We start from the raw sequence: 16469 nt of genomic DNA on the forward strand, positions 1-16469 counted from the left end.
TCTTATTATTATGACTCTGTCATTCTGAATGTAACGTAGTGAAATGAAGAATCTAAGCTATCATGGGATTCTTCCTTCGTCAGAATGACAATGGTGTAAAATTGTATATAGTCGCCATTTTTAATATTTGAATGCCGCCATCTTGGAGCGGTTTTTTATGGCTGGAAAATAAGAAATATCAACTTGAACTAATGATATACTTCCGAAAGAAATTATTGAAAAGATTTAAAATTGTTATGAAATATTATACCATTGCATTATATCTATTTTGTAATTTTTTTATACTTTAATTTAGAAGAAAATTCAAATTTAGACTTTCTGCCGGATCAATATTTACACTAAATCTTTGTACATTCGCTTTAAATCTTATTATGAAAAAAACGTTGTACCCTTTTTTTATATTGTGTATGCTCTCACTTTCCGCACAGGGAAAGAAATTCTTTGAAAGCGGTAATGTGCAGCTTAAAAATCCCGTAGAGAAGATCAACCTGAGATATACCGGAGATCTGCCTTTTGTACAGGTCAGCATCAATGGTAAGAAATATAATTTCCTTTTTGATACCGGTGCTCCAACGGTCATTTCGAATGCTGTTTACACTGAACTCAACCTTGAGAAAAAATACAAGGCTAAAATTAAAGATTCACAGAAAAATAAACAGACGCAGATCTTTACAGAACTCCCGGAAATGGTGGTAGATAATGTGGTTTTTAAAAATATTGGTGTTGTGGTAATGGATTTTACGGTTTCAGAACTGGACTGTTTTAAGGTTGACGGTATTCTTGGTGCGAATCAAATGGCAAAACTGTTTTGGAGGATCAACTATTCGGAGAATTCACTGGAGGCTACAAAAGACCTGTCTCTGTTCGATCTGAGTGCCTATGATACAGTTATTCCTTTTGATCCGAAGCCACAGAAAACACCTGTTGTAATAGCCAAAGTTTTAGATAAAAAAATGGATCTTACATTTGATACCGGATTTTCCGGAAGGATGAAGATGTCAGAAAGCAACTACGATATCGGTAAAGCAGCAAAAAGCATTAAAACGTACGGTACAAGCTCTGTGGGAGCTTATGGGGCCGGAAAACCGATTGCCGGATATATTTTCAAAGCTGATGAGATTTCTCTGGGAAATAAAAGCTTTGCTAATGAAATTGCGAGTACCGGGAATTCCAATCTGATTGGAAATGATTTCTTTAAGAATTTCTCTTTCATTATGGACTGGACCAATAATAAGGTGTATATGAAGCGAATTAAAAATGAGGCTCCCAAACTGGAATCATTTGGTTTCGGATATCGTTTCGTAGATTCAAAACCTGTGGTTGCCTTTGTATTTGAGGAGGAAAACTTTCCATTGAAAGTAGGGGATTCCATTATCAGTATTAATGATGTGGAACTTGATAAACTGGACAAAGATGGAGCCTGCCATTATTTTACCAATAGAGTAGAAAAGGATTTCAGTACGATTGAAGTCAAAGTAAAGAGAGACGGTAATATTCTGGATTTCAGAATGAGTAAGAAAGAGTATTTGAAATAGTGGTTTTCCATATCAAATTACTCTAAATATGTGTTTTAAGGAACTTTAATTCAATGAAAAGATTAATACAAAAACCGCCTATACAGGCGGTTTTATAATAGTAAGAAGTTATATATAATTCTACCAGTTTTTATCAATCATATAAATAAGTTGGGTCATAGCGGTCGCTCCAAGCAGCAATTCCCGGCGGTTAACCTTTTCGAAAGTATCTTCTTCTGTATGGTGGATATCAAAATACCGCTGTGAATCGGGAACGAGCTCCGCGGTGGGAACCCCCATGTCATGAAGCGGATAAATATCAGTTCCGGAATAAGTTCCTTCAAAGTTGTAGACACCGTAGGGAAAGAATAAAGGTGCCCAGCTTTTGATCTGATTTCTTTTGGTATCGTCCATTTCCAGGGAGATTCCTCTTGGGGCAAAACCTCCGGCATCAGATTCTATCGCAAAAAGATGTTTTTCATTATTGTCTTTGGCTGTTTTGCCATACTGTACGCCTCCCTTTACACCATTTTCTTCATTGGCAAAGCATACTGCTCTGATGGTGTGGTTATTTTTAATTCCCAGTTTTTTGAAGGTTCTGAGGACTTCGATACTCTGAACAATTCCGGTACCATCATCATGGGCACCTTCGCCTACATCCCAGGAATCCAAATGGCCGCCGACAACAATAACGCTCTGGTCTTTTTTGCCGGTGATCTCGCCAATAACAGAGTGGGAGAGTTTTTCAGCTTTCATACCGCAGTTAGAGTTTAGCTTGGCAGTAATTTTTTGGCTTTTTAAAAGATTCTCCAGTTCATCGGCAGTAGTATTTCCTATGGCAACAGCCGGAATTTTAGCGTAGTCTTTATCATACCGCATCCCTCCGGTATGAGGGATATCATCAAAAGCAGAAGATAATGACCGGATAATGGCAAATCTTCCTCCCTTTTTAGAAGTTAAAGAAGCTGCGTTCACCCTGTACTTTGCTGCATCGCCATATCCCTTGAAAGTTTCTACGAAAGACTGGCTAAAGGGATAGTTGAAGAAGACGATCTTATCTTTCACCCGTTCAGCAGGTAACTTGTCGTATTCTTCCATGGATATTACCATAATAATCTCTCCTGAAACGTCTTTTCCGCCGGTGCCTTCAGAGTTTCCAAGAGAAAGCATTTTAAGACTTTTCCATTTTCCATCTGGGGTTTTGATCTGGAGAGATTCTTTTCCTCTTTCCCAGACAGGGATCATGACTTCCTGAAGCCATACCTTATCAGCGCCTGCATCCCTGAGTTTCTGTGCTGCCCATTCTACGGCTTTTTCGTAAGATTGGGAACCGCTTAAACGATGGCCTATGTTTTTGGTTAGTTCTTTTAATTCTGTATATCCTTTTCCATTATTCAGAATTTCCGTGGAAATTTTACTGAATTGTATAGAGTCTTCTTTTGCCTGACCGAATACAGTCATGCTTAATAGAAGCAATGTAGTTCCAATTATTTTTTTCATTTTACCAGTTTTTATCAATCATATAAATAAGCTGTGTCATTACAACAGATCCCAGAAGGAGCTCTCTGCGGTTTACTTTTTCGAAAGTATCTTCTTCCGTATGGTGGATGTCAAAATAACGTTGCGGATCAGGTACCAATTCTGCAGTAGGAACTCCTGTTTCATGAAGCGGGGCAATATCTGATCCCGAATATTTTCCTTCAAAATTATAGACGCCATAAGGCAGAAAAAGACTGGTCCAGCTTTGAATCTGTTTTCTGTTTTGATCATCCATTTCCAGTGATATGCCTCTCGGAGAAAAACCTCCTGCATCAGATTCTATCGCGAAAAGATGTTTCTCATTATTTTCTTTGGCTGTTTTTCCGTATTGTTTTCCGCCCATCGTTCCGTTTTCTTCATTCGCAAAACAGACCGCCCGGATCGTATGGCTATTCTTAATTCCCAGTTTTTTAAAGGTTCTAAGGACTTCGATACTCTGAACAATTCCGGCACCATCATCATGAGCTCCTTCGCCTACATCCCAGGAATCCAAATGTCCTCCTACAACAATAACGCTCTGGTCTTTTTTGCCTGTGATTTCACCAATAACAGAGTGGGAGAGTTTCTCACCTTTCATGCCGCAGTTGGAATTGAGCTTTGCGGTAACTTTTTTGTTTTTTAACAATACTTCCAGTTCATCTGCGGTAGTATTTCCGATGGTTACAGCCGGTACTTTGGAAATATTCTCATCATACCGCATATTACCTGTATGGGGAATATCATCAAATGCTGAAGACAAAGATCTGATTATGGCAAACTTTCCGCCTTTTTGGGCTGTTAAATTGGCTGCAGTTCTTCTGTATGCTCCGGCTTCCCGGTATGAAATAAAAGTTTGCACATGTGATTGATTAAAAGGGTAGTTAAAGAATACGATCTTATCCTTTACTTGATCTGCCGGAAGCCTGTCGTATTCCTCTAAAGATCTTACCATAATCATCTCACCGGAGACATCTTTTCCACCCGTTCCTTCGGAATTTCCAAGAGAAAGCATTTTGAGACTTTTCCATTTGCCATCCGGGGTTCTGATCTGGAGAGATTCTTTTCCTCTTTCCCAGACCGGGACCATGACTTCCTGAAGCCATACTTTGTCAGCACCGGCATCCCTGAGTTTCTGTGCTGCCCATTCTACTGCTTTTTCGTAAGATTGGGAACCGCTTAAACGATGGCCTATGTTTTTGGTTAACTCTTTTAATTGTGTATATCCTTTCCCGTTATTGAGTATTTCCGTGGAGATTTTACTGAATTGTACGGAATCTTCTTTAGACTGTCCTAAAACAGCCATGCTTACCATTAAAAGTGAAAGGGTAACGGTCTTTTTCATTTTACCAGTTTTTATCAATCATAAGAATAAGCTGCGTCATGGCAACTGCACCAAGCAAAAGTTCTCTTTTACTTACTTTATCGAAAGTATCCTCTACAGAATGGTGATAATCAAAATATCTTTGGGTATCGACTACCAATTCAGCCAAAGGAATGTCCAGCTTTTTCAACGGAGAAATATCCTGAATGGCATCAGTCTGGTCAAAATCATAAATGCCGTAAGGAAGGAAATAACTTTTCCAATCAAATATCAATCTTCTTCTCTGAGGAGACATATCTAGTGAAAACCCTCTTGGTGAATACCCTCCGGCATCTGTTCCTAAAGCAAAAATATGTTTTTCATCTCTCTTTTTAACGTACGCTGCATACATGTCACGTCCCTGTCCGCCGTTTTCACTGTTTGCGTATAATACCACTCTGATCGTATGGTTATTTTCATAACCCAATGCTTTCAGGGTTCTCAATACTTCAATACACTGAACCACGCCGGTACCGTCATCGTGGGCACCTTCTGCAAAATCCCAGGAATCTAGCTGAGCCCCCAAAACAATGACTTTAGAATCTTTTTTACCTTGAATTTCAGCAATAATATTCGGATTGGTCGTATCGCCTTTTGATTCGGCAGACAGATTTAATTTTGCAATTACTTTTTGTTTTTTTAATAACTTTTCCAATTCATCAGCAGATCTTACTCCAATTGATAAAGCGGGAATTTTAACTTTATCATCAGGTTCATAATAGACCATTTTTGCATGAGGCGTATCATCGGATGCTGTTGTTAAAGATCTTATAATTAAAGCTTTTGCCCCTGTTTTTGAAATGACAGAAGCTGAAATTAATTTTGATTTTGCGGTAACTAAATAAGAATCACTTGTGTTAATGATTTTTGGATCGATCGGGAGATTAACGAAAACGATTTTATCTTTTAATTGTCCAACGGATAAAGAATTAAGCTCAGAAACAGTATTAATCTGAACAATTTCACCTGTAAGATCTTTGCCTCCGGTTCCTTCAGAATTTCCAAAAGACAGCATTCTGATGTTTTTCCAATCTCCATTACCGGCTTTTATCTGCAAAGATTCCTTTCCCCGTATCCAAACAGGAACTTTTACTTCCTGTCTCCAGATCATTTCAATACCGGCATCTTTAAACTTCTTTTCAGCCCATTCTACGGCTTTCATATAACCTGGTGTTGCGCTGAAACGAGATCCAACACCTTTAGTTAATTCTCCAAGGTTTTCGTAAGCGGTTCCGTTAGTCATGATCTCATCCGAGATCTTTTTAAACTCATCTTGGTAATTTAATTTTACAACGATTCCTTTTTTTACCGGCTTTTTTTGAGGTTTTTTCTGAGAAAATAAAAATCCACTCAAAAAGAGTGGAAGTATAATGAATATTTTTTTCATTTTTATAAACCATTTCTTTTTCCGCCGATAAAAGTAGCGAAAAAATAGGAATATTTTAAGGTTTCATGTCGTACATGAGTAATGCTGTAACCAATTTTGGCTCAATGAATGTACATTTTGGAGGCATGCTTAGCTTCAGGTCTGAAATTTTAATCATATCATTAAAACTTACAGGATAAATTCCGAAACCTACTTTTCCTTCACCATTGTCTACTTTTTCTTTTAATAAATTGATTCCCTGGATGTTGGATGTGCCTTTTACATAAGAGATTTTGTCTGAACTGTCAGAGTTCTCGATTTTCAGAATATTTTTAAAGATGTATTTATCTAAAAGATGGTGGTCTACATTATCCAATGACATTTCTGCAGAACGAAGGTCGTGTTTTACGTGAAGTGAATAAAACTTTCCGTCCATATACATGGACATATGGAATTTCTGTGAAGGAAAATATGCCGTTTCTCCTTTTTCATGAATCAGAAAATATTTTTCAAGCTCTTTTAAAAAGTCTTCTTTCGAAATGCCGTCAATATCGCTTAAAATCCTGTTGTAGTCATGAATTTTAATCGACTGGTTGGAAACGATAAAGCTGTATACAAAATTATACGCTTCCGTACCGTTATGTCTCTTGTTTTTATCTTTATTACGCTTTGCATTCAGAGCGGTAGAACCGATCCTGTGGTGGCCGTCTGCAATGTAGAAGGAATCAATCTGATCGATCACTTCTTTAAACTGCTGTAATTTCAGGCGGTTATCGATGCGCCAGATTTTATGTCTGATGCCTATAGAATCCACATGATTGAAAATCGGAACGTTTTTCTCCTCATGGTTCATCAGCAATTCAATTTTTGAATTGGAAGGATAAGTAAGCAGTACAGGTTCAGCCTGCAGGTTTACTTTCTCCAGATAATGAGCCAGTTTTTCCTTCTTTTGAGGAATGGTACTTTCGTGCCTTTTAATTTTCCCGTTCCAGAAATCTTCTATGCTGGCAAGGCCTAGCAGGCCTCTGAATACCTGTTTGTTGGGATAGATCTGCTCATAAAGATAATAAGCCGAACTGTCCTGGACCAGTGTTTTCTCTTCCAGGAGTTCTTCAAAAGTAGAACGTATTTTTCTTAAGTTCCGGTCAATATCTTTAGATTTACTTACAACATAAGGCTTTATCATATTGATGTAAGTATTTTCAACTTGAGCCTTCTCCGCAATCTCTTCCTGGGTAAAATTGTCAAGAGGATGCGTAGGGAAAGTGCTCTCAAAGTCTTTATGAGGTCTTATTCCACGGAAAGGTTTAAAAACAGGCATATTTTATTTTATAATTTCTTTTTGTAGCTTAATAATTTGTTCTGCAAGCTCAACTCCGATCTTTTCCTGAGCATCTACCGTATTTCCTCCTACATGTGGAGAAAGCGATAATGATGGGTTCATCAGTAAAAGGACTTCAGGATTGGGTTCGCGTTCGAAAACGTCCAATGCTGCACCGGCCACTTTACCGGATTCAATATAGTCAATCAGAGTTACCTCATTGATCACACCGCCTCTGGCAGTATTGACAATATAAACGCCGTCTTTCATTTTCTCAAACTGGGCGGCATCTATGATATATTCATTGGTTTGTGGAGTATTAATACTGATAAAATCTGCGTTGCTTAGGAATTCATCAGAATCAGTGGTGGAAGTTACTTCAAAATGTACAGACTGTCCGTCAAAAAAATCCAGTGTAAGTGTTTTTGTTTTAACTTTTCGGGTTAATACACTTACTTTCATTCCTAAGGCAATTCCCATCTTTACGACTTCCTGGCCAATACTTCCAAACCCTATCACTCCTAATGTTTTTCCTGAAAGCTCATACGCATTGCTGAATGATTTTTTCATCGCATTGAAATGAGTTTCTCCTTCTAAAGGCATTAATCTGTTGGATTCGTGAAGAAACCTTGCCAATGAAAAGAAATGTCCAAAAACCAGTTCTGCCACTGATTTTGAAGACGCATTAGGGGTATTGATTACTTGTATTCCTTTGCTTTTTGCATATTCTACATCAATATTATCCATTCCGATACCGCCTCTCCCAATAATTTTCAGGCCGGGGCAGGCATCAATAATATCTTGCTTCACTTTAGTTGCGCTTCTTACCAGAAGAACGTCCACGTTGTTCTCGTTGATAAAGTTGATCACGTGGTCCTGGGCAACTCTGTTGTCCAGAATTTCAATTCCTGCTTCCTGTAAGGCTAATTCCCCTGCTTTGGAGATTCCATCGTTAGCTAAGACTTTCATAGTTTATTTAATTTAAAATTCAAAGATTGAAAGATTTTAAATAGGCCTGCAAATTAATCAATTTAAATTAACTGCATTTCCCTCTTTCTATCTTTGAATTTTTTAATACTTACATTGATTAGTTTATAGACTGAATTACGTCTACCAATACCTGTACGCTTTCAATCGGTAAAGCGTTATACAGACTGGCTCTGTAACCTCCCAGGCTTCTGTGCCCGTTCAGTCCGCTGATTCCTGCTGCTTTCCAGGCATTGTCAAATGCTTCTTTTTTACTTTCGTCTGTGATTTGGAAAGAAACATTCATTAAAGAACGGTCTTCTTTTACACAAAATGCTTCAAACAGAGGATTTCTGTCTATTTCATCATACAAAAGTTTTGCTTTTGCTTCATTTCTTTTTTCAGCAGCAGCAATTCCGCCGTTTCTTTCAAGATGCTGAAGAGTCAATAATGTAGCATACACAGGGAAAACAGGAGGGGTATTGTACATTGATTCTTTTGAAATATGCTGAGAATAATCTAGTATAGACAACATATTTTCTCTTCCTGTTTTTCCAAGGATTTCTTTTTTAATCACCACTAAGGTAACTCCTGCAGGTCCCATATTTTTCTGAGCACCAGCATAAATCAGATCAAATTTAGAGAAATCCAGTTGTCTTGAAAAAATATCAGAACTCATATCACATACCATCAACGTATCCACTTCCGGAAAAGACTTCATCTGTGTTCCGTAGATCGTGTTGTTTGAAGTACAATGGAAATAATCATATTCTGAAGATACCGTGTAATCTTTCGGAATGAATGAATAGTTTTCTTCTTTTGAAGAACCTACCACATCCACTGTTCCCAGCTTTTGAGCTTCTTTGATAGCTCCTGCTGCCCAGGTTCCGGTATTGGTATAAGCGGCTTTTCCCCCTACTTTCATCAGGTTGTAAGGAACCATTGCAAACTGCAGGCTGGCACCACCTCCCAAATATAAAACTTCATAATCATCACCCAGATTCATTAATCTTTTTACAATGGCACGCGCCTCATCCATGACAGCAACGAAATCCTTGCTTCTGTGGGAGATTTCTAAAAGAGAAAGTCCAATACCATTAAAATCTAAAATAGCTTCTGCTGATTTTTCGAATACCTCCTGAGGTAAAATACATGGTCCTGCGCTGAAGTTGTGCTTTTTGCTCATATTTTTATTTTTTGGTTGTGCAAGAACTTGCGGACTTGCATTTTACTAGATTTATTGAGATTTATAGTTAAAAAAACCGTCCCATACTTCATGAGACGGCGTTTTTTTATTCACCGTGTAAAAACGCTTTTTTATTAAGCAGCGCTTCTTCAGATTCTACGTGATCTTCATCCGGAACACAGCAATCTACCGGGCAAACGGCAGCACACTGTGGTTCCTCATGGAATCCTTTACATTCTGTACATTTGTCTGTAACAATAAAATAAACATCATCGCTTACAGGTTCCTGTGGTGCATCTGCATTTACAGTAAGACCTGACGGCAATGTGACAGTACCTTTAAGCTCAGTACCCTCGGAAGCTTTCCAGTCTACTGCTCCTTCATATATTGCATTATTTGGACACTCCGGTTCGCAGGCCCCACAATTAATGCATTCATCAGTTATTTTAATAGCCATCGCTAATTTTTTTTAAATTTGCACAAAATTACAAAATATTCCCCAATTTTACAGCAATTATGAATATTGAAAAACAAGTTTTAGGACTTATTAAGCTAGGCGATTATATAAAAGAGTTTTTAGCAAAGAATCCAGAAGGATATAATGATAATGATTTAGATTTTGAATTATTGTTAAAGAAATCTGAAATTGAAAATCCATGGTTTACTATTGATAATCAGAAATTTGCCTTACAGCAGTGGTCTGGTTTACTTACTGAAGAAAATATAAAAAACTGGCTTAAAGACTATTCGATCTCTAAGATCACCAAAAGGGTAGGACTTATTTTAGCGGGGAATATTCCTTTGGTAGGATTTCATGATGTGATATCGGTGGTGCTGAGCAATCATATTCCGGTGATCAAACTTTCTTCAAAAGATAAGTATATGGTTCCGTTTTTACTGAGAAAATGGAAAGAATTTTCTGATGATCAGGTTAATTATGAGTTTGTTGAACGATTGAAAGATTTTGATGCGGTGATTGCAACCGGCAGTAATAATACAGCAAGATATTTAGAATACTATTTTAAAAACAGTTTAAGCATCATCCGTAAAAACAGAACTTCTGCGGCAGTACTGAAAGGGGATGAAACTCCAGAAGAATTGCAATTGCTGGCGAAAGATATTTTCCAGTACTTCGGGTTGGGATGCAGGAATGTAACCCGTATTTTTATTCCGGATGACTTTCTGATTGACAGGCTGTTTGAAAGCTTTATTGAGTATAAAGATATTATCAATCATAATAAATATGCCAACAATTATGACTATAACAGGGCTGTGTTTTTATTGAATCAGGATAAATTCTGGGATAATAATTTTGTCATGCTGAAAGAGGATGATAAATTATTCAGTCCGCTTTCTGTCGTTCATTTCAGTAGATATTCTTCGTTAGATGATGTTAAAAATTTCATTGCTGAAAACGGAGAAAGTATTCAATGTATCGTGGCTAAAGAAGAGTTGGGTCTGGATTCAATCGGCTTTGGAGAGGCCCAAAACCCAAGTCTGAATACGTATGCCGATAATGTAGATACGATGAAATTTTTGGAATTGGTTTGATTTTCGTATCTTCAATCACTTATTTCACCCAATCCAAGAAATCAATAGTATGAAAAAATTAATGTTTGGACTTGCCGTTCTTTTCGGACAGTTTTTCTTTGCACAGGAAGTCGTAAATCTGAAAGTGCAGGAGAGCCAGAAAACAGCTTTACCGTCGGAACTGAGCAAGGAAAAAATCAAATTGTATAACGGGAAATTCTTCGAATTTGTCAATGCTTTAAAGTCTTCCGACCGTAAGGCGATGGACGGATTAATTTCTGAAAAAGTGAAAACTATTGTTACCGATGGTGTCCTTAAGAAAGTTAAAGATGGCATTGATGTTACAAAAAAGTTTGAGGTTTTAAAAGCAGATTATACGCCTGTGGCAGATGGTTCTAATTATCCTGTAATTCAATACAGATACGAAGGAGATTCAACTGCTCAGGGAGTAGTGAGTGTTGTGTTTGAGGAAGATGGTAAGATATTAGGGATTAAACCCTTAAGTAAAAGTGAATAATTAAAAAAATATAAATTATGATGACAGATGTTTTAGTTGCGAATTCCACCGATGTGGAAAAAGCAAGTTTTTATAAGAAAACATACCTGCACGTTGCTTTGTCAATTCTTGCCTTTATAGGAGTTGAAACTGTTTTATTGAAAATAGTTCCGGAGCAGCTTATTTTTGCCATGTTTGCTCAGCGATACATATGGCTTTTGATAATCGGTGTTTTTTGGCTGGCTTCTTTCTTAGCGAATAAATGGTCGCTTTCACAAAGTAGGTCAACGCAGTATTTTGGACTTGGATTCTACATTCTGCTTGAAGCTGTGATTTTCCTGCCGCTGATTTATATCGCGATGCTGTATTCCGGGCCAAAAGTTATTTTCCAGGCTGCAACGTTAACTGTAGCGATGTTTGCAGGGATTTCTGCAGTAGCCTTTACTTCGAAGAGAGATTTTTCTTTTTTAAGAAATGTAATCGTTATCGGAGGATTTATTGCTCTGGGATTGATTGTAGGAGGAATGCTTTTCGGATTTAATCTTGGACTGTGGTTCTCGGTAGGAATGGTAATTTTAGCTTCGGCAACGATTTTATATCAGACCAGCAAACTTAAAGATTCGTATGCTACCAATCAGTATGTGGGAGCTTCTTTGCAGCTTTTCGCTTCGATCATGTTATTGTTCTGGTATCTTTTGAGTATTTTAATGAGCAGAAGAAGCTAAGACCATAGAAAAAATAATAAACCCAAAAAATCCTGATGTTAATGCATCGGGATTTTTACTTTTTTAGGAGTAGTATATTGGATAAAGACTACTTGTCAATTGAACCTAAAACTTTCTGAGCAAAAGAATTTAAAGCATCTTTTTCACTCATTCCGTTTTGTACATTGGCATGAACTTCTAAAGCTCCGCAAATGTTGGTAATCAATTCTCCGGCAACGTTTAAATCTTCTTCGCTGGTTCCTCTGAACTCAGAGAAGCTTTCTAAAACTTCCAGTGTTTTTTCAAGGTTTTCCGGTGTCTGATTCTGATAAAATTGTCTTATTACAGGTAGTTTCATATTATAATTCGTTAAATAAATTAATTAAACTTTCCGCCTGGTTAGACTGAACCTGGTTGACCAATTCACCGTTTTTGAAGATGGCGAAAGTAGGTAAGTTGTCCACTTTTGCTAATTTTCTGCTTTCCGGAAGTTTCTCAGCATCTACGTATAAAAATGGGATATCTTCATTTTCAGAGGCTAATTTTTTGAATTTAGGTTTCATGATTCTGCAGTTTCCACACCAGGTTGCCCCGTACTGAACGACTACTTTTTCATTATCGGTTACGATATTTTGTAAGGTATCTTCTGTTAATTCTGTATACATGAGTTTATTTTTTAGAATAAAAAACAAACAATGTAGCAATCTAATAATTTACCAGTTTACCAATTTACCAATCATTGTTACACTGATACATTGCTACATTGTTAGATTAATTTTGATTAATTTTTTGCTAAATATTCAGCGGTAGAATTTCTGTCAGCTTTCATAGCATCTTTTCCTTCTTCCCAGTTAGCAGGACAAACTTCTCCATGCTTCTGAACGTGAGTATAAGCGTCGATTAATCTTAAATATTCTTTTACGTTTCTTCCAAGAGGCATATCGTTTACAGACTCGTGGAATACTTTTCCAGTTTCGTCAATTAGGTATGTTGCTCTGTAAGTAACGTTAGAGCCTGTGAAGTTTTCATTACCTTCTTCATCATATTCGAAATCCTGATCTACAATTCCTAAAGCGTTAGCCAATTGTCTGTGCGTATCTGCCAAAAGAGGGTAAGTAACTCCTTCAATACCTCCGTTGTCTTTTGCTGTGTTTAACCATGCAAAGTGTACTTCGTTAGTATCACAAGAAGCACCGATTACTTTTGTGTTTCTTTTTTCGAATTCACCAAAAGCATCCTGGAAAGCGTGAAGCTCAGTCGGGCATACGAAAGTGAAATCTTTCGGGTACCAGAATAAAATAACTTTTTGTTGGTTTTTAGTGGTTTCTTCGAAGATGTTGATTCTAAGATCATCACCCATTTCAGACATTGCGTCAATTGCTACATTTGGGAATTTTTTTCCTACTAAAGACATAATTTTCGGTTTTTATATTTAAATTTTCTGATGCAAATATAGAACTATTCTGTCTATCGAACAAATCAATATCGATAAATAGGATCTATAATTGTTTTTGATTGATCCTAAAGAAAAAAGCCCTGAATTCAGGGCTTTTCATTATCTTTTAATAACCGAATACTTCGGTTAGGCTAAGCTTTTTCACTTCTCCGAGTTTTTTCATATCGGCTTCATTCACTTTATCCTGAGAGGAAACGATACAGTATGTATAGTTTTTACCTTTCATCTGTTTGTCGTGGAAATTACTGATGTCCGTGAACGCCAGTTTCGGAGCCTGCTCGTACACATTCTTTCTCATATCAAAATTATTTCCAAGCTTTTGGGCTTTTAAATAAGAGAAGATAATTCCGTCTTGGGTAATTCTTTCAGAAGCGATCGTTTTTTTCAATCCGCTTTTTGCTGTTTCAAATAACTGATCTGATTTTGGAAGATCAGTAAGAAGTTCGTTCATCGCGGTTGTAGCCTCATTGAATTTATCAGCCTGAGTTCCAACATATGCCATTACCATATCCTTATCTTCTTTTTTGCTTGGAAGGGCAAAGTAAGAATAGGTGGAGTAAGCTAATGCTTTAGACTCTCTGATGGTCTGGAACACGATAGAACCCATTCCGCCACCAAAATAATTATTGAATAAGCTTACGGTAGGTGTTGTTGATGAATTATACTGATCAGCATTTCTTACCCAGAAAACTTCGGCCTGCACCATATCATAATGAGCAAATAAAACCTTGTTCTTATCGGTTGGGATCTGAGCAAAAGTTTTAGATTTTGGAAGTTCTTTCAGGGTAGCAGGTAGTTTGTGTACCGGTGTCAGAGCAGCCGTAACTTCATTTCCGGATTTTGGTCCATAGTATAATACTCTATGCTTATTGTTGAACAAGTCATGAAGTACATTAATAAGGTCTTCTGCCTTTAACGCATCCAGTTCAGCGTCACTTAATACATTGTTGAATGGGTTTTGAGGACCATACTGCGCGTAACTTCTAAGTCCGGCCATAATGGTCCCTTTGTTCTGTTTTGCGTTGGCTCTGGCCTTCTTTAACCTGATTTTATAAGCGTCCAATGCCTCCTGATCTGCCTGACAGTTTTTGATCAGATCTTCAAACAGGGAAGCGGTTTGAGCAAAATTTTCATTTAACCCTTCAAGAGATACGTAAGTTTCTTCATTTCCGGCACTTACATTAAAGCTTGAAGCCAGTTTGTAGAATTCTTTACTGATGGTTTCAGAAGATTTGTTTTTTGTTCCCAGGTATTCAAGATATTCTGCCGCCAGAGGAAGGATTTTATTGTTCCATTTTCCGGAATCAAAGTGATAGTATAATCTGAACAGGGCGTTATCCGTATTTTTTACAGACAATACATCTACACTTCCCAATTTATTTTTAGCGATATCTTTATCATAGTTCAACCATACCGGAGTAATAGCATTTTCCGGCATTTCATCGATCTTTTTAAGGAAAGGAGACTGATCTTCTCTGTTTACAGAAACCGGAGTAATTGTAGGCTTATCCACTTTTACAATGCTCTTGTCTTCACCTTTTCTCTTGTAGATCGCTACATAATTGTTGTTTTGAAGATACTTTGCAGCGAAATCCATAATATCCTTTTTGGTAAGTTTGGATATTTCGTCTACATATTCCAGAGAAGCTTTATGATCAATATCAGAAGTAAATTCATCCATCAGGATACTTGCTCTTGAAGAATATTTTTCATCTTTCTGAATGATACTTTTCTTTTCATTATTAACAATAGACTGAATCAGGTCATCCGAGAATTCCCCTTTTCTAAGTTTGTCAATTTCCTGAAGAAGAAGGTTTTTCACTTCATCCAGCGATTGCCCTTCGGTAGGTTTCCCCTGAAGTAAAAGAACGGAATAGTCTTTTAAAACATATGGGTAAGCGTACGCTCCTAATAATTTCTGTTTTTTTACTAAGTCAAGGTCAATTAATCCAGCCTGTCCGTTGGTAAGCATATTGCCCACTAAGTTTAATAATCTCGCGTCTTTTGTTGTGGCACCCGGAAATCTGAAACCGAGCATTACGTTTTCAGGATTAGGGCCTACTACTTCTTTAACGATTGGAGCGGTGATTGATTTTTCCTGTCCTACCTTATATTCAGGAACCGTTTTAGGTTTCATGTAAGAGAAGGCTTTATCTATCTTGGCAATCATTTCATCAGGATTAAAATCTCCGGACATAATGATTCCCATGTTATTAGGAACATAATAACTGTTGAAATAATTTCTGATGGCATTAAGAGAAGGGTTTTTCAAATGCTCGATCGTTCCGATGGTGGTTTGCTTTCCATAGTTGTTATTAGGAAATAAGCTGGCAAACATCATGTCATACACCTTGTCAGCATCATCATCAAGAGATCTGTTCTTTTCCTCGTAAACTGCCTCTAGTTCTGTATGGAAAAGTCTTAAAACAGGCTCTCTGAATCTTTCACCCTGTACAGCCAGGAATTTATCCACTACATTAGCAGGAATATCTTCTGTGTATACGGTTTGTTCAAAAGAAGTGAACGCGTTTGTTCCGTCAGCGCCCATTCCGGCCATCATTTTGTCGTACTCGTTGGCGATGGCATATTTTGCAGCTTCCCCGGAAACTCTGTCAATTTCCTTATAAATTGCTTTTCTTTGAGTTTCGTCTGTTGTTTTATTGTATTTCTCGTAAAGAGCATCAATCTGGTCTAATAGAGGTTTTTCTTTTGCCCAGTCTTTAGAACCGAATTTATCCGTTCCCTTAAAAAGCATATGCTCCAGGTAATGGGCAAGTCCTGTATGATCTGCGGGGTCAGTTTTACTTCCTGCTTTTGTCGCAATATAAGCCTGGATTCTTGGATCTTTACTGGTTGGGCTTAAAATGACAGTCAACCCATTTTTTAGGGTGTAATATCTTGCTGAAGTAGGGTCGTTGGTGACGTACTTATAGGAATAGCCATTCGATTTGGCTTCCTTCCATTGGAAATCCTGTCCGTAAGCATAGCCCGTGAAACTCGCCGCAGCAATACTTGTTACAATTGTGATTCTCTTAAAAAAATTCATGTGTTA

General features: G+C 37.4%; 15 protein-coding genes. 4 read left to right on the top strand and 11 right to left on the bottom strand.

The window, feature by feature from the left end:
• Positions 1-371: 371 nt before the first annotated feature.
• Positions 372-1535: a retropepsin-like aspartic protease gene (locus IW15_RS18415; protein ID WP_034714406.1), complete on the top strand. Its 1164-nt coding sequence runs from the start codon at positions 372-374 to the stop codon at positions 1533-1535.
• Positions 1536-1655: 120 nt separating this feature from the next.
• On the opposite strand, the gene IW15_RS18420 is transcribed toward IW15_RS18415, so the two are convergent.
• The 7 genes from IW15_RS18420 to IW15_RS18450 all read right to left on the bottom strand — a co-directional run bounded on the left by IW15_RS18420 (position 1656) and on the right by IW15_RS18450 (position 9688).
• Positions 1656-3014 carry a M28 family peptidase gene (locus IW15_RS18420; RefSeq protein WP_034714408.1) on the bottom strand — a complete coding sequence of 453 codons (1359 nt, stop codon included), beginning with the start codon at positions 3012-3014 and terminating at the stop codon, positions 1656-1658.
• Between the two features lies 1 nt (position 3015).
• Positions 3016-4374 carry a M20/M25/M40 family metallo-hydrolase gene (locus IW15_RS18425; RefSeq protein ID WP_051882202.1) on the bottom strand — a complete coding sequence of 453 codons (1359 nt, stop codon included), beginning with the start codon at positions 4372-4374 and terminating at the stop codon, positions 3016-3018.
• A gap of 1 nt (position 4375) precedes the next feature.
• Positions 4376-5779: a M28 family peptidase gene (locus IW15_RS18430; protein ID WP_051882204.1), complete on the bottom strand. Its 1404-nt coding sequence runs from the start codon at positions 5777-5779 to the stop codon at positions 4376-4378.
• Between the two features lie 55 nt (positions 5780-5834).
• Complete coding sequence (locus IW15_RS18435; protein WP_034714410.1) at positions 5835-7079, bottom strand: DUF1015 domain-containing protein; 1245 nt, start codon at positions 7077-7079, stop codon at positions 5835-5837.
• A gap of 3 nt (positions 7080-7082) precedes the next feature.
• Positions 7083-8048 (bottom strand): D-2-hydroxyacid dehydrogenase, encoded by a 966-nt coding sequence (locus IW15_RS18440; protein WP_034714412.1) that lies wholly within the window; start codon positions 8046-8048, stop codon positions 7083-7085.
• Positions 8049-8166: 118 nt separating this feature from the next.
• The gene (gene serC / locus IW15_RS18445) at positions 8167-9231 is read right to left on the bottom strand and encodes a 3-phosphoserine/phosphohydroxythreonine transaminase (RefSeq protein ID WP_034714413.1); all 1065 of its coding nucleotides are present in this window, start codon (positions 9229-9231) and stop codon (positions 8167-8169) included.
• A gap of 106 nt (positions 9232-9337) precedes the next feature.
• Entirely contained in the window at positions 9338-9688 is a 351-nt protein-coding gene (locus tag IW15_RS18450) for a 4Fe-4S binding protein (protein WP_034714414.1), read from the bottom strand.
• A 59-nt stretch (positions 9689-9747) separates the two neighbouring features.
• Between IW15_RS18450 and IW15_RS18455 the strand changes: the two genes are divergently transcribed.
• The 3 genes from IW15_RS18455 to IW15_RS18465 are packed head-to-tail and all read left to right on the top strand — an operon-like array spanning position 9748 to position 11982.
• Positions 9748-10782 carry an acyl-CoA reductase gene (locus IW15_RS18455; RefSeq protein ID WP_034714415.1) on the top strand — a complete coding sequence of 345 codons (1035 nt, stop codon included), beginning with the start codon at positions 9748-9750 and terminating at the stop codon, positions 10780-10782.
• Positions 10783-10831: 49 nt separating this feature from the next.
• A complete protein-coding gene (locus IW15_RS18460; protein WP_034714416.1) occupies positions 10832-11278 on the top strand; it encodes a hypothetical protein in 447 nt (148 codons plus the stop codon).
• Between the two features lie 17 nt (positions 11279-11295).
• Positions 11296-11982, top strand: a complete 687-nt coding sequence (locus IW15_RS18465; protein ID WP_034714417.1) for a Bax inhibitor-1/YccA family protein — start codon at positions 11296-11298, stop codon at positions 11980-11982.
• 88 nt (positions 11983-12070) lie between these two features.
• On the opposite strand, the gene IW15_RS18470 is transcribed toward IW15_RS18465, so the two are convergent.
• From IW15_RS18470 to IW15_RS18485, 4 genes are all read right to left on the bottom strand, one after another.
• Positions 12071-12319, bottom strand: coding sequence for a DUF6952 family protein (locus IW15_RS18470; RefSeq protein WP_027375263.1), 249 nt, complete (start codon positions 12317-12319; stop codon positions 12071-12073).
• A gap of 1 nt (position 12320) precedes the next feature.
• Positions 12321-12626, bottom strand: coding sequence for a thioredoxin family protein (locus IW15_RS18475; RefSeq protein ID WP_034714418.1), 306 nt, complete (start codon positions 12624-12626; stop codon positions 12321-12323).
• A 116-nt stretch (positions 12627-12742) separates the two neighbouring features.
• Positions 12743-13375: a peroxiredoxin gene (locus tag IW15_RS18480; protein ID WP_034714420.1), complete on the bottom strand. Its 633-nt coding sequence runs from the start codon at positions 13373-13375 to the stop codon at positions 12743-12745.
• Between the two features lie 148 nt (positions 13376-13523).
• Positions 13524-16463, bottom strand: coding sequence for a M16 family metallopeptidase (locus tag IW15_RS18485; protein WP_034714422.1), 2940 nt, complete (start codon positions 16461-16463; stop codon positions 13524-13526).
• Between the last annotated feature and the right edge of the window lie 6 nt (positions 16464-16469).

The sequence above is a fragment of the Chryseobacterium soli genome, from assembly GCF_000737705.1.
GTDB classification, from domain to species: domain Bacteria; phylum Bacteroidota; class Bacteroidia; order Flavobacteriales; family Weeksellaceae; genus Chryseobacterium; species Chryseobacterium soli.

Coding starts and splice junctions, on each gene's coding strand:
- IW15_RS18415 (WP_034714406.1), top strand. CDS start 372: ATGAAAAAAACGTTGTACCCTTTTTTTATATTGTGTATGCTCTCACTT.
- IW15_RS18420 (WP_034714408.1), bottom strand. CDS start 3,014: ATGAAAAAAATAATTGGAACTACATTGCTTCTATTAAGCATGACTGTA.
- IW15_RS18425 (WP_051882202.1), bottom strand. CDS start 4,374: ATGAAAAAGACCGTTACCCTTTCACTTTTAATGGTAAGCATGGCTGTT.
- IW15_RS18430 (WP_051882204.1), bottom strand. CDS start 5,779: ATGAAAAAAATATTCATTATACTTCCACTCTTTTTGAGTGGATTTTTA.
- IW15_RS18435 (WP_034714410.1), bottom strand. CDS start 7,079: ATGCCTGTTTTTAAACCTTTCCGTGGAATAAGACCTCATAAAGACTTT.
- IW15_RS18440 (WP_034714412.1), bottom strand. CDS start 8,048: ATGAAAGTCTTAGCTAACGATGGAATCTCCAAAGCAGGGGAATTAGCC.
- serC (WP_034714413.1), bottom strand. CDS start 9,231: ATGAGCAAAAAGCACAACTTCAGCGCAGGACCATGTATTTTACCTCAG.
- IW15_RS18450 (WP_034714414.1), bottom strand. CDS start 9,688: ATGGCTATTAAAATAACTGATGAATGCATTAATTGTGGGGCCTGCGAA.
- IW15_RS18455 (WP_034714415.1), top strand. CDS start 9,748: ATGAATATTGAAAAACAAGTTTTAGGACTTATTAAGCTAGGCGATTAT.
- IW15_RS18460 (WP_034714416.1), top strand. CDS start 10,832: ATGAAAAAATTAATGTTTGGACTTGCCGTTCTTTTCGGACAGTTTTTC.
- IW15_RS18465 (WP_034714417.1), top strand. CDS start 11,296: ATGATGACAGATGTTTTAGTTGCGAATTCCACCGATGTGGAAAAAGCA.
- IW15_RS18470 (WP_027375263.1), bottom strand. CDS start 12,319: ATGAAACTACCTGTAATAAGACAATTTTATCAGAATCAGACACCGGAA.
- IW15_RS18475 (WP_034714418.1), bottom strand. CDS start 12,626: ATGTATACAGAATTAACAGAAGATACCTTACAAAATATCGTAACCGAT.
- IW15_RS18480 (WP_034714420.1), bottom strand. CDS start 13,375: ATGTCTTTAGTAGGAAAAAAATTCCCAAATGTAGCAATTGACGCAATG.
- IW15_RS18485 (WP_034714422.1), bottom strand. CDS start 16,463: ATGAATTTTTTTAAGAGAATCACAATTGTAACAAGTATTGCTGCGGCG.